At 68.0% G+C, this 13,066-nt stretch carries 12 protein-coding genes; 7 read left to right on the top strand and 5 right to left on the bottom strand.

Going from position 1 to position 13,066, the window contains the following annotated elements; genetic code table 11:
- Positions 1-897 precede the first annotated feature (897 nt).
- Together ACWC0C_RS47020 and ACWC0C_RS47025 are read left to right on the top strand one after the other, a co-directional pair.
- Positions 898-1,365, top strand: coding sequence for a hypothetical protein (locus tag ACWC0C_RS47020; protein ID WP_450871254.1), 468 nt, complete (start codon positions 898-900; stop codon positions 1,363-1,365).
- Between the two features lie 1,002 nt (positions 1,366-2,367).
- Positions 2,368-2,916, top strand: coding sequence for a GNAT family N-acetyltransferase (locus tag ACWC0C_RS47025; RefSeq protein WP_450871255.1), 549 nt, complete (start codon positions 2,368-2,370; stop codon positions 2,914-2,916).
- A 254-nt stretch (positions 2,917-3,170) separates the two neighbouring features.
- Here the strand turns inward: ACWC0C_RS47025 and ACWC0C_RS47030 are convergent, their stop codons facing one another.
- The 4 genes from ACWC0C_RS47030 to ACWC0C_RS47045 form a co-directional block, all read right to left on the bottom strand.
- Positions 3,171-5,624, bottom strand: a complete 2,454-nt coding sequence (locus ACWC0C_RS47030) for a hypothetical protein (RefSeq protein ID WP_450871270.1) — start codon at positions 5,622-5,624, stop codon at positions 3,171-3,173.
- A gap of 1,037 nt (positions 5,625-6,661) precedes the next feature.
- Entirely contained in the window at positions 6,662-6,826 is a 165-nt protein-coding gene (locus ACWC0C_RS47035) for a hypothetical protein (RefSeq protein WP_450871257.1), read from the bottom strand.
- Positions 6,826-7,509: a RibD family protein gene (locus ACWC0C_RS47040; RefSeq protein WP_450871259.1), complete on the bottom strand. Its 684-nt coding sequence runs from the start codon at positions 7,507-7,509 to the stop codon at positions 6,826-6,828. Before ACWC0C_RS47040 ends, ACWC0C_RS47035 begins: the two co-directional genes overlap by 1 nt.
- 22 nt (positions 7,510-7,531) lie before the next feature.
- On the bottom strand, positions 7,532-8,974 hold the full coding sequence (locus ACWC0C_RS47045) for a helix-turn-helix domain-containing protein (protein WP_450871261.1): 1,443 nt from the start codon (positions 8,972-8,974) through the stop codon (positions 7,532-7,534).
- 141 nt (positions 8,975-9,115) lie between these two features.
- Here ACWC0C_RS47045 and ACWC0C_RS47050 point away from each other — a divergent pair, with 141 nt between their 5' ends.
- Positions 9,116-9,427, top strand: coding sequence for a hypothetical protein (locus ACWC0C_RS47050; RefSeq protein ID WP_450871262.1), 312 nt, complete (start codon positions 9,116-9,118; stop codon positions 9,425-9,427).
- An 80-nt stretch (positions 9,428-9,507) separates the two neighbouring features.
- Here the strand turns inward: ACWC0C_RS47050 and ACWC0C_RS47055 are convergent, their stop codons facing one another.
- The gene (locus tag ACWC0C_RS47055) at positions 9,508-10,266 is read right to left on the bottom strand and encodes a GntR family transcriptional regulator (protein ID WP_450871264.1); all 759 of its coding nucleotides are present in this window, start codon (positions 10,264-10,266) and stop codon (positions 9,508-9,510) included.
- Positions 10,267-10,505: 239 nt separating this feature from the next.
- Here ACWC0C_RS47055 and ACWC0C_RS47060 point away from each other — a divergent pair, with 239 nt between their 5' ends.
- From ACWC0C_RS47060 to ACWC0C_RS47075, 4 genes are all read left to right on the top strand, one after another.
- Positions 10,506-10,943 (top strand): hypothetical protein, encoded by a 438-nt coding sequence (locus ACWC0C_RS47060; RefSeq protein ID WP_450871265.1) that lies wholly within the window; start codon positions 10,506-10,508, stop codon positions 10,941-10,943.
- A 320-nt stretch (positions 10,944-11,263) separates the two neighbouring features.
- Positions 11,264-12,079 (top strand): hypothetical protein, encoded by an 816-nt coding sequence (locus ACWC0C_RS47065; protein WP_450871266.1) that lies wholly within the window; start codon positions 11,264-11,266, stop codon positions 12,077-12,079.
- A gap of 242 nt (positions 12,080-12,321) precedes the next feature.
- Positions 12,322-12,585, top strand: a complete 264-nt coding sequence (locus ACWC0C_RS47070; protein WP_450871268.1) for a WhiB family transcriptional regulator — start codon at positions 12,322-12,324, stop codon at positions 12,583-12,585.
- Between the two features lie 87 nt (positions 12,586-12,672).
- Positions 12,673-12,843 carry a hypothetical protein gene (locus ACWC0C_RS47075; protein WP_450871269.1) on the top strand — a complete coding sequence of 57 codons (171 nt, stop codon included), beginning with the start codon at positions 12,673-12,675 and terminating at the stop codon, positions 12,841-12,843.
- The last annotated feature ends 223 nt before the right edge of the window (positions 12,844-13,066 follow it).

Genomic DNA, 13,066 nt, shown 5'->3' on the forward strand with positions numbered 1-13,066 from the left:
TCCGAGTAGTCCTTCATCGCCATCGGCGGTCTTCTCGCTTCCTCCGGACCAAGCAGATCCAGTATCAGCGTGTCCACCACTCAGGGGGAGGCCCCAGAAACCCTCGGTATCCGTCTCGCCACCCCCGACGAATTCGCCGCTCTCGTTGCCGACCACCTCAACTGATCTACTCACCAAGGGGCGTTGCCCAGGTCACAACGGCAGCACGGCCGGAACAGCCAAGGCGGTTGACTGTTCATTCATTTTTGTCTGACGAGTGGCGGTGGACCGCAATTCGACCTTTGTCCTGGATGCCGGGTTCACTGAAAGTGATGAAAGTCAAGCTGATGACGCGGTAGAAATGCAGGTCAGTGAGTGTGCTCCCCGCGCGTGCGGGGATGGTCCCGGCAAGGCACAGCAGGTGGACACCCGGGTTGAGCGCTCCCCGCGCGTGCGGGGATGGTCCCCCGATGCGCCATAACGGCCGCACCCCGATCAAGTGCTCCCCGCGCCCGCGGGGATGGTCCCTGGAATGATCTGATTCCGTTCGGCGCTTCGGCGTGCTCCCTCGCCCGCGGCGATGGTCCTGCACCCGGACCCATAGGGGTTGTCAACGGGCTTCTGCTCCCTGCGCCCGCGGGGGTCCCCCGATGGCAGGCATGGGCCGGTCCTAGCGGACCTCTCCGCACCCGCGGGGATGGTCCCGGGACCGTCATGCCGCCGCCCGGAGCCGGTGAGTGCACCCCGCGCATGCGGGGATGGTCTCAACGAGTTGGCCGCGCGGCCCGCTGACCATACGACTGGCATCCCTCCCTCGCACGTCATCGCATCCGTTGATACTCGATGCTCGTCTCGCTGCGAGGAGTTGCCGAGGGCCACCGTCGGTGGATTGTCGTACCAGGGCGATAACTTGCCGCTGTGGCAGACATCTACGAACTTTCCATCGCTCTGAACCTGCGTGAGGCTCTCACGGATGAGGAGCTTGCTGAGCTTCGGTGGCATCTTGGATTGGGCCCCAAGCCGAAGAATCTCCGCATCGTGCCCGTGTTCCCGGTCGTGGAGGAGAACGGTCACGGCGAACCCGTCATGGTGGACGACCCGGTGCCTCTGTTGGGCCAGCACGCTGAGGCATGGAAGATCGGCGGAGCGCTCGTCTCGGTGCTGCAACGCTCTGAAGACGGCCACACATGGGTCCTGACGGTTCGGCAGGAGATCCATCCCGACGAATTCGACCGCACTGGTGAACTGCTCAGCTGGCTGGCCACGAAAGCGGATGACCGGCACCGCGCTTCCACCGGAACGGTCCGCCTGGGCTGGACCAGGTTCTGCGAGTTGGACCAGTTCGAGCCCTTGGTGGTCCGAGACGGCGAGGTCGTTTGGCCCTAGACTCCTCTGGAGCTCAGCAATTGTGCTCCTCGCGCCTGTGAGGATGGTCGCGCCTTCATGTAGCGGACGAACAGGTGGTCGGTCTGCTCCCCGCGCCCGCGGGGACGGCCCCTCCTGTGAGCCCGGGGTAAATGTGAGTGCGTCGTGCTCCCCGCGTGTGCGGGGATGGTCCCGACAACCTGTTGGGCCCGAGGCATGCCATCGCGTGCTCCCCGCGTGTGCGGGGATGGCCCCTGGAACACTATGGTCGCCGGGTTCTCGACGTCGCGCTCCCCGCGCCTGCGGGGATGGTCCCGCGGACGCGATCCCCCGCGACCTGGAGCCGGGGTGCTCCCCGCGCCCGCGGGGATGGTCCCTCGCCCAGGTGCCTATTCCGGTCGAGGACGACGTGCTCCCCGCGCCCGCGGGGATGGTGCCGCGGTGATGGTGCCCGTGAACCCGGTCTCGAAGCTGCTTCCCGCGCCCGCGGGGATGGTCCCCGCGCCCTTTGTTCTGGGCCGGTGGGCGGTCCATGCACCCCCCGCGCGTGCGGAGATGGTCCCGTGCTCGAGGTCGCGCGGCGCATCCGGCCGAAGTGCTCCCCGCGCGTGCAGGGATGGTCCCCAGGGGTCCACTGCCGTGAGCTGGATGCCGTAGTGCTCCCCGCGCGTGCGGGGATGGTTCCCTGCGTCAGATCCTGCGCAACGGCGCCTCCGGGTGCTCCCCGCGCCTGCGGGGATGATCCCACCAAGGTCGCATTCGTGACCTCCATCGCGAAGTCCTCCCCGCACCGGCGGGGACGGGGATGGTCCCCCTTACGCGGTGCGGCGCGCGATCATGAACACCTGCTCCCCGCGCCTGCGGGAATGGTCCGGGCACTGATCTGCTGTCGTACGTGGTCTATAACTGCTCCCCGCGTGTGCGGGGATGGTCCCGCCTGACTTCGTTGAGACGCCTGGGCCAGTGGCTTGATCGGTCCGCGCGTCTTGATCGCTTCCGAGCCTGCTGGCTAGGTTGGCTGGCATGGCTGACCCCAGATGCCTCGCCTGGCCACCTGCCTCGATCAAGACCGAGCGGCTCGTACTCCGCGAGTCCGAGGCCCGGGACCGCGAGGCGGTCATCGAGCTGAACGCCTCGCCAGAGGTGAACACCTACCTTGGTGGCCCTCGACCGCGCGCCGAGCTCGAACGCACGGTGCCCGAGGTGCCCGGGCAGCGCCGTGGCTGGTTCGTGGTCGAGCGCGACGGAGCAATGATCGGCACGGTCCAGCTCAAACCGCACGCCCCCGAGCGTCCGAGTAACCCCCGTCTGGAAGCCGGGGAGACGGAACTCGGCTACTTGTTCCTACCGGAGGCATGGGGACGCGGGTACGCCACCGAGGCGTGCACAGCGGCACTCGACTGGTTTGCCGGCGCGCTGCCCGGTGAGCCGGTGGTGCTGTACACCCAGATCGCCAACGCCAGCTCGATGCGCCTCGCGGCGAAGCTGGGGTTCACCGAGCTGGAACGGTTCGAGGCGTGGGGTGCCGAGCAGTGGTTCGGTGTGTGGTCTTCGCTCACGCCGTCCGATTGATCGGCTCTGCGGTCGACGATCGCACAGGTTTCCCCGGCTTCCCGTCAGGCGCCCTCACTGGCGTGTTCGGCGACGTGTCCGACGACGCACTACCGGCACCCGCAGGGATTGGTCTCGTGCGGATCGGGGGCAGCACGTCCGGTTGCTCCTGGCGTGTGGGCTGAAAGTGATGAAACGCGGGCTGACGGCGCGGTATGAATGCAGGTCAGCCAGTGTGCTCCCCGCGTGTGCGGGATGGTCCCCAGCGACCACGGTTACGCCCCGTCCACGGACACGCCGCGTGCCATGGAAGGTGCCGCGGCCGCGCGCCGGCGGGTCGCGTGCAGTTCACCCAGGAGCTGACGGAGGAGAAACTCGGCGGTACGGCGGCCCGCAGCGTCCGCAGCCCCGTCGGCAGCCTCCTCAGCGGACCGGCCCCGGTGCCGAAGACACGCCTCATACGCGGCGTCGGCCTCCGCCACTACCTCTTGCGACCCGAGCAGCCGACGCAACGCGGCCGCGCGCCGCTCGTCCCGGATCTGCTGTGCCACCTGCGGCGCGGTGAACGCGGCCCAAGCCAGGTCGGCGTCCGGACCGCAGGCCCGCTTGCATGCCAACGTCAGCAGGGCGCGGGTGTCTGTCTCGCACTGATGGGTGAGTTCGGCAACCGCGACCGCGTCCGACGGGTCTGCACGCACGGCGACCGCCAGGTCGACCGCCTCCTGCACAAACTCATCGGTACGCCGCCGGTAGGAACACTCCGGGCACAAGCCTGCGGATTCGGGAAGCCCACAGTCCACACACGGCGCCTGCCTGCGGGCCAGCTCCGCCTCCTCCTCAAGGGCACGGCGCCGCACGATCGCCTGCTGACGCTGCTCAACTTCACGCTCTGCCTGGGCCCGGCGGACCTGCGCCCGCTGCTCCTCGAGGACGGTCTCCTCGCGCAGAAGTCGCTCGGCCTGTGCCCGGCGCCCGGCCGGATCACGGTACGGCATCTCGGTCACCCGGGCGGCGACCTGGGTGCGCAGCGCGCGCCGTGTGCGCACGATGGTTCCGCACGTCGGGCAGTCAGCGCCGGTGTCCAGGCGGATACCGTCGTCGCACCTCAGGTCCGGGCAGACAGGGCGCTGGACCAGGCCCCGACCGAGCAACCAGCCCATCGGATCGCGTACATGGGCCACGCCCCCGATTTCCTCCAGACGGTCGGTCAGCCGGGCCGCGAGCACCCGCGGTGCTGCCTTCGGGTCCACGATCCCGGACAGAGTCCCAAGGGCCCGCTCAGCAGCGCGAACTGCGAGGGCCTGCTGACCGCCGCGGAGCTGGCTCCACAGGTAGGCCACCGGAGCCAAAGCGACCCGCAAACGAAGATCGTCAAGGTCAGCCACCCGCTGCTGTTGTCGCCGTCCATGAGCACCATCCACGACCGTCAGCCGCGAACGGCTTCCCGAGCCCTCCGTCGGCGATGCCCCATCTGCACAATCTCCTCGGTTTTCCCCGCGAAGCGGGCCATCCTTACCGTCGACCAGGCGCAGCCCGTCGACTGCTGTAACTCCCAGAGCGTGGTCCTCGCGCGCGCCCGCGGGCTCCGGCCGACTGCCTTGCCTCCCACGGCTTTCGCCGGAAAACCCATGACAGACAGCAAGGGAAGAGACCGGACTGGCCATAGGAGAGTGATCAGTGTGAAAGGTTGCCGCAAAGTCGGGGTCTGCCGTATCAGCCTCATCGGGCACAGTGGCACCGCTGACCTGCGGATCTACCTCCGAATCGGAGATTTCACTACCCCCTACTGCTACGTCGGGGTCTGAAAAATCGGGCTCCAGGGGCCTCAGGTGCACCTTCCGCGTTTCGGCGATCCCATCCCGGCCGTGCGCAGCTGCGACCGCCGGCACCACCAGCCGCGTACGGTGATGCAGCCCGGACGCCGTATGCACCCGCACTCGCACCACCAGGTTGCGAGACTCCAACCGCTCCAGGACCCGCTCCCCGGTCGACGCCTTGCAGCCCAGCAGCCGGGCCACCGTCGCCGCCGCGCGGCCGCGCTTGGCATCCACCGTGCCTCCGCACTGACGCACCCGGCCGTCCTCCCGGACCTTCAGCGCCAGCAGCAGCAGCGCCAGCCGGTCCGTCGCCGCACCCCGGCCCACACGTGACCCGAGCAGCCCCGCCGGAGTCACCCGGCCGTCCCGGTGCACCCAACCCGGCGCCATCACGGCCTCCAACAGCCGTAGCAGCGTGGCCAGTTCCTTCTTCTCCAGCGCCAGCGGATGGCCGACCACACCGTGTGCCGCCCACAACGGCAGTACACGGCACCGCAACCCGTTGTCCTGCCCGAACTCCCCCGGCAGCGTTTCCACGGAGACCACCCGGGACCGGCGCAGCCTGGATACCACGGTCGAGGCGACGTAGGACGCTGACAACCCCAGCCACCGGCCCAACTCGGACGTACGGATCTCCACCTCACCCGTCTCTGACGGCGTCCGTCCCGCCAGCACGATCACAGCCAGGCGAACCGCATCCGGCGCACACTCAAGCCCGGGGGCATCCAGAAGCGCGCGCACCGCACCACGCAACCGGGCCTGGGCATCCCGGCCCAGCGCCAGCGGGTGTGCCGGACCACGCTCCGGCATCGGACCCGCCTGTGCCGGAACCGACCGCAGTCGACGACGCCGCGGAGCGTCGACGATGGACGTGTCGACGAACTCCGACAGCGAGGCGGCCTCCACCTCCACCGCGCTCAACGGCCCACTCCGGCCGATCCACCGGAAACGATGATCCGTCGGCCGTCACCCGATCGGCCTGCGGACAGAGTCCAGCGGGCGCCGACGGGACTGTGGAGAGCCAAGGGCTGGAACGGCGCGAGGCAGTGTCCCGCCACGCGAAACGCGCAGCGGTCCGGCCACATAGCATGAATTACCGGACTTATCGGGCTGTGAAATCGGTCAAGGCGGGATTTCACAGGCCCACACATGGGGATGAAACGGGCGTATCCGGGCTGGCGCAAGCCCAAAAGGTCGTGCAGAATGACGACGTCCTCCTTTTCTGAAGGTGGTCGTGACGAAGCCCCTCTCGGGGGTGCTTCGGGTTCTGGGAGAACCGAGTTCGAACCGCTCGCAGCCGGCGGCAACCGGGGCGGGCAGCTCCTCCAAGAGGCGGCAACCTCACGGAGAGCAGATGGGCTCAGGTCCTGGTGACGGCAATCACCGGTGACCGAGGCCCGGGGCGGCCAGAAGTCCTGCTGAGCAGGCGCCGCCCCCGGGAGACCTACGTCATAACCGCCCCCTCAACGACAGGGGTGCGGGACGTCTGAGACAACACAAGCACCCCGCCGAAGGGCCAGCCCGCGCTGACGCGCTGCTGGCACCACGGCGGGGTGCTGTGTGACTGGGGCAGGGTACGGGTACGCTGATGCATGTCGATCACCTTGACTCTGCTGAAGGGGTGGTCGGCTGGCCGAGGACCCCCACTACAAGGTCCGTGGCCCGCCCCCTCGACTTGCTGAAGGTCGTGGGGGCCATTTTTGTATTGATCAAGCTCGGAGACACGATACTCCCCCGGATCGGGGATCCGTGCGTCGGGGACTTACGTGTCGCAACGCCCCGAGTTTGCTGCCGGTCTGTCAAGTACAGCACTCCCTCCCAGGGTGAAGAACCTCCAGGCGGAGAAACGCCCTGGTGAGTCAGCAAGTTCCCTGGATTCCAACAGAATTTGATCCTGGATCAAAGGGCTTTGCATATCCCATTCTGCGAATCCCGCGGGACCCGGGCAGTTACCTGCCCGTGGGTCCCGCCAGGCGGGCCGCAAGCTCTGTGCCGTCCTCGCCTACGATGATCGCCCCGACCAAGAAAGCACCGGAGGTCGGTGGGCATAGCGCGGCCAGATCGATCGCGCGCTGCATCCAGCGCAGGTCCTGATCCCGGTCGGGGGTGTACATCAGGCGGTGCGCTCCTTGGGGGCGTAGCGAATAAACACAACGTCATCGATCGCGCGGACTTCGAGCACCTTCATTCGGGCAGTGGACCCGCCCGGGTAGTCGGCGGCGCCCAGGAATCGGGCTGCCTCCGGCTGCCCGACCAGCAAGGGGGCAATGGCGAGGTGGACTTCATCGGCGAGGTCCGCGGCCATCAGCTGGGTGTGGATGGTGCCGCCGCCTTCCACCATGAGCCGACCGACGCCGCGGCGCCCAAGCTCATCGAGGACCAGGTCCCAGTCGAGGTCTGGGCCGACGCTGACGACATCGGCCAGCCCGTCCAGCGTGGTGCGCACCTTCTCCGCCGCACTGTCCACGGTGACCACCAGCTTTTCGCCGCCGTGGTGCCAAAAATTCAGGTTGGCGTCCAGGTCGCCGGACTTGGTGACGGTGACCTTCAGCGGGTACTCCGGCTTGCCCTCCGCGACGCGCTTCGCTCGTCGAGTCTCGCTGTTGACGAGCAGGCGGGGGTTGTCCTTCCGCATTGTGGTCGCGCCGATGAGGATGGCGTCGCAGGAGGCACGCACTTCATCAACGCGATCGAAGTCTTCCGCGTTGGACAGCCGCAGTCGCTCGGGGCTGGCATCGTCCAGATAACCATCGACGCTCATCGCGGCGGAAAGAAGGACGTAGGGGCGTGTGGTCATCAGTTTCGTGATCCGTTTCTCGTCAGGCTTCGTGCGGGAGGACGGCGTCGAATGCCGCGCGGAACTCGGCTACTTCAGGTTGTCGCTGCCACGGGTGGAGGGCTTGGTCCAGGCGAGAGAGCTCCTTGAAGATCCGGCCCGAGCCGGTGTCTTCCGCTACCGTGAGGGCCTGGAGCCCGACTGCGGCCGCCTGCTCCGGAACGCCGGCACCGGCATGAGCAACCGCTGCGCGAGCTAGGTACACCCCTCTGTCGCGGTGGTATCCCTCGGGTAGCGCTGTGATCGCCGCCATGAAGATGTCTGCGGCTTGATCGTGCTTGCCCAGCACCTCCAGGCTCTGCGCGCGATGCACCTCCACGTACTGGGAGTTCAGCCACACACCCCAGGGGGTTGGATCGCCGGCGACACGATCGAGGGAGCCGTGGACATCGTCGATTGCACGCTGGCTTTCCGATGCGTCACCGCGCAGCGCGTGCCCGTAGGACTCGTACGTTCGGGCGACCGTCGCGAGGCGTGACCGCGGTCGCGCCAGCCGCTGGGCGGCCTCAGCCAGATCGACCACGTCCACCAGGTCGCGTGTCTCGCCAGCGAGCTGCGCCTTGCGGGCCATGACATACGAGGTCAGGTCACCGTCGCCGACCGTGTGGCTCCAGTCGAACGCCCGGTCCAGCCAGTACCTTGCGCTGTTGAAGTCGCCTAGGTCCTGGTAGAGCCACGACGCGAATTCCGCGTACTGGGTCTGGAGCTCCATGAGGTCGTGCCGGTCGGTGCCTTTGGCTTCCCGGCGCAGTTCTTTGATGACCTCGATGTGATCACGGACTGCCTTGATGGCCTGTGCGGGCCCGAGCAAGTTGTCGCTGTCGATCAGCAGTCGGCGCATGCGCTTCAGATGCTCAACTGGCGTCCCGCCGTACGCGGCCGCAGATCGCGCACGCCGAACGAGCCCCGGCACGGAGCTTGAGTCCGCGGCCGCCGGAGTGCCCACGCCGAATGCAGCCGCCGCCCCGATGCCCACCCCGCCTCGCAGCAGGTCGCGTCGATCGAGCGCCACAAAAACCACCGTTCCATCCCGTAGACGAGCGGGGACGCAGATCCCCGCATCGTCCGACGTTGCCTGCTCGGACAGGACGCTGACCAGGTCCGAAGGCGTTTTGGAAACATGAGGCGCCGGATTGGACACATGGACACGTGGGGTGGACACACCGCGAACCTCGGCATCAGCCCTCTCCCAGTCCCGCAAGATCGCACCGCACACGTTCAGTGCGCGGTCACATGCCGCGGCAATCTGACGAGACGGGGGCTGCTTTCCCCGCTCCAGTTTCGACAGGTAGGAGCGGGTGACGTGGACCCGTTGGCCGAGCTTCTCCAGAGACAGCCCGCGCTCCTCACGGGTACGCCGTAACTCGGCGCCCCAGCGGTGCCATGGCGACTCCTCCGGCGTCAGTTCGGCCGGCCTCTGTCCCACAGTCGCTCCCCTCGGATGTGTCTTATGTAGCCAGCTCGGGATGGCTACATGGCAACCGTAGAGGTCAGCGGTCATCGCGCCTACACCTGGAGTGACGGCTCTCCCAGCCGTGAACAACAACTCCCGCTTCAGGAGGGCGAGATGACCGAGGCTCAGCACACCCACGGCGCCGCGCACTGCGTGGCCGACGCACACGGCCGAACCATCGACCTCACTCCTACCGGGCCGACGTCGACACACGGCTGCCCCTGTACGAGACCTGCTGCAGGAACCCAGCCGCGTGGTCGACCCGGTGCCGTGGTCATACGCGTCGCCGTGATTCTGACCGTCGGCCTGGTTGCTTCGGTGCTGCTCGTGGTGATCCGCGACATAGTCACCACCGTGGCCAGCACCAGCGTTACTGGCCTGATCCTGCGAGCCCTGCTGACGTCGGCCGGCGAACGAGAGCGGTGAGCGCAGTGACCAGCCCGCGACGTCGACCGCGCCTGGCGCGGGTTTGCCGCCCACTTTCGGCAGGTGTCGGCAGGTCAGCTTCACGCGTCGAACTCGTAGTCCAAGACGTACGCCGCCGAGTCCATGGTCATCTCGTTGATCTCCACCGCTCGCCCCTCGGAGTCGAACGCTGTACGGGCCAGCTTGATGACGGACCTGTCTGTAGGGATGGCCAGCCGGGCCGCTTCTTCCGCGGAGGGCATCCGTACGCGGACCTCTTCGCGGAAGCGAGTCGGTGCATGACCAAGGTCGGCCAGGCGGGCGTAGATGCCGCCAGGGCCGGTGTCGGCCTGCGTGATCGGCGAGCCTGCCACAAGCGACTGGGGGAGGTAGGACTCCGCGACCATGACCGGGCGTCCCTCCATGACGTACCGCCGGCTGCGGACGCAGACGGTCTCGCCGGGCGCCAGCTCGAACACGTCGCTGATGTGTTTCGGCGGGGCCGCGTCCTCCTGCACCGTGATCTGGTCGACGTCTGGAGCGCGGCGGTCATCGGCGGACCAAATCGTTTTCCCGCTGCCCCACTGCCCGCGGGCCAGCCGGGGAATACCCCGGCGCCTGATCGGGCGGAACGACTCAACGAACCAACCGGATCCCTTGCGGGACCCGACAAGGCCTTCGCTGCGCAGCACTCCGAGTGCCTGGCGCATCGTCAGGGGCGCCACGCCGAAGTCGGCAGCCAGGGTGTTCTCGCCCGGGAGACGGTCACCGGGCTGGTAGTCGCCGCGTTCGAGCGCACCCCTCAGTTCTGCGGCAATCCGCAGGTACTTGGGCTGGCTGGCTTGGCCCTCGCGGCTCATCTGGCTCCCTGTGGTCGGTTCTCTATAGAGCTGATCGTACGGCCCGACGGTCGAAGTAGGTGGAGGTGGGCCTCGCCAATTTGACTCGTCTCTCTAATGAGTGCTTGACCTCTATAAAGAGATTTGCTGTACTGGGGACACTGCGAGGTCACGAAAAGTGAATCGCTGATCACCCCGTGCTGCCCTACTCGACTCACCGCTCTGAACCACCAGGTCAGACCTTGCGAGAGGACCACTCCATGAACGTCACCCGCCGCCCCGCCACCGAGCGCTTTGACTCCGAGACGCTCGGGCTGCTGGACGAGTTGGACGTCGAGCTCCCGGAGTTCGGCGACGTCGACCTGGACGTCGTGTTCGGGACGCCGCTGGAGATGTACGAGTCCGTGACCCCGGGCGAGCTGGCCCGCTTCGACGCTGCGGCTGGCGCGCGGGGCGGCCGCACCAAGGCCCAGGACGAGGTCGGTTTCGAGTTCGCGGCGCGCAGGGACGCGGCGCGGGACATCGTCGCGGCCGACGCGTCGATCACCGAGCGAGTCCGCGAGCGGCTGCTGGAGGCTCTGGAGCCGACGATTGCCGGCTGGATCCGCGAGGAGCTGATGGGCGCGGCCCGGTCCGTCGGCACGCAGATGCTCCGCCCGATCCCCACCGCCGCCGCTCCGGTCCCGCTCGCGGCCTGAACACCTCCCCGCCGGGTCTTCGGACCCGGCTCCCCCACCCGGAACCGCCTGCTGGCGGCGCCGGATGAGGGAGCCGGACCCACGGTTCTCTACCAAGCACCACCACAAAACAGCAGGAGTCACTGCCCTTCGGGGTGGCGGCAATGGGGTTGTAGCCCGCGCTCCCCCGGCCGAGGCGCCTGTACCGAATATCGAGCACCACAGATCCACTTCGAACAGCGCTGCTGCGCTGTCTGTCCGTCAGGACCACGCTGCCGCAAGGCCGGCCCTGGCGCGGCGGAGAGAGCAGCACTCGCTCCATTCGACAGAAGGAGATTGTGATGGCGAGGAACCGCAAGCGTCCCGGTCGGGTCCGGACCGAGCGCAACAACCGCCGCGAGGCGCTCAAGCTCAGCACCGTCGCCCCGGAGGACTTCAACGTCCGACCTGGCGAGACGATGTCGATCGCGTGCCCGGACTGCCGGACCTGGCGTCGGATCATGGGGACCTACGACCTCAAGATTCGCGAGCACTGCATCAGTGACAAGGTCGCCGAAGGCCAGAAGCACGAACGCTGCCCCGGCAGTAACCAGGTCGTCATCGTCGACATCGACGTCCGGCGCTGGGAGGCCCGGCAGAACCGGCTGCTGCGCGACGCGATGCCGCAGGAGAACCGGCGCGCCGACCGGCAGTTCTACAAGCCGCTCCCGGCCCCGGCCGCGCCGGTCTCCCGGATCAAGGCGGAGGTCACGCTGGAGACGGCTCGCCAGTCCTACCTCGCCCACCGAAAGGGCTGCACGCGGTGTGTCGGCGGTCAGCACTGCACGGACGGCGGCATCCTGGCCCGCCGCTACGTCCTTGCGCTCAACCAGGAGCCCGCGCGCCGCGAGGCCCGCGAGGAGTTGGAGCGCCAGGAGCGGCACGCTGCGCGGAAGCAGTCGGCGCCGGCCGTCCGCAAGGCGCAGTGGGCCAAGCACGGCGGCAAGGCGGTGGAGGCGGCGAATAACCGCTGTGCGGAGCGCGCGCCGGGGTCGGTCTCCGAGTTCCGAGGCCCGCAGCTCCCGCTGGCACCGCAGGACGTGGAGGCGCACGACCGGCGCCAGGCCGAACCGGGCAAGCAGTACGCGCGGAAGGCTCTGGTGACGTCGGCCGCCTGACCCGCACACCGTGACGGTCGACCACGGCCCCGGCCGCCCCGTCATGCGGGGCGGCCGGGGCCGTGGCTGCTCGTACGAGCATGCCCTAACAGCACGACAGCCCCGGTGACTTGAGACCCTCCGGGGCTGTCCAGGACCTGACTGGAGGACCTGATGCCCACCAGCATCGCACGGAACGACGGCGACTCCGACCCGATCATGGACGAGGCCCTGCGCCGCGTCCGGCAGGGGAAGTGATCGGGATGGACTGGCGACACAACGCGGTCTGCCGCGAAGAGGACCCCGACCTGTTCTTCCCCATCGGCAACACTGGCCCGGCACTTTTGCAGACCGAGGAGGCCAAGGCCGTCTGCCGCCGCTGCCCGGTCATCGAGCAGTGCCTCCAGTGGGCGCTTGAGTCCGGTCAGGACTTTGGCGTCTGGGGCGGTCTGTCCGAGGACGAACGCCGCGCGATGAAGCGGCGTGCCGCTCGCCGCCGGCTCCAGGCGAGGAAGGCGGAGTCGTGATGACGGACGCCGACCAGCAGCGGATGGAAGAGGAACTCCGCCGGGTCAACGAGCAGTCGGAGAAGAGTCTTCCGATCAAGACTGGCCGTGGCTGACGACCTGTACGGCCGCTACATGGCGGCCGCCCAGGCGTACCGCGAGCACGAGCAGCACTGCACTAGCTGCTTCTCGGCTGTGCGGTGCGAGCCCGGGCGGCGCCTGTACGAATCGGTCAGCCGACTTCAGGACGCTTACCTCGCCAAACAGCGGCGACGCTGACCCGCGGTGCGGGAGGGGGATCCAACTTCCTTCCCGTACTGCGCTGTTCGACCAGGCCGGTCGCCCGCAGGACGGGCGGCCGGCCTTCCGCACGCCTCCAGCCCGGGAGACCATCTCGGGCTTCCCCTGTAGGAGTCTCAATGACGAAGTCAAGCCGCCTGCGTGACCGGTGGGGCGGGGGTGAAGATCCTTCCGTCACGCAGCAGTGCCCACAGAACGCCGA

This window comes from Streptomyces sp. NPDC001709 (genome assembly GCF_053596375.1).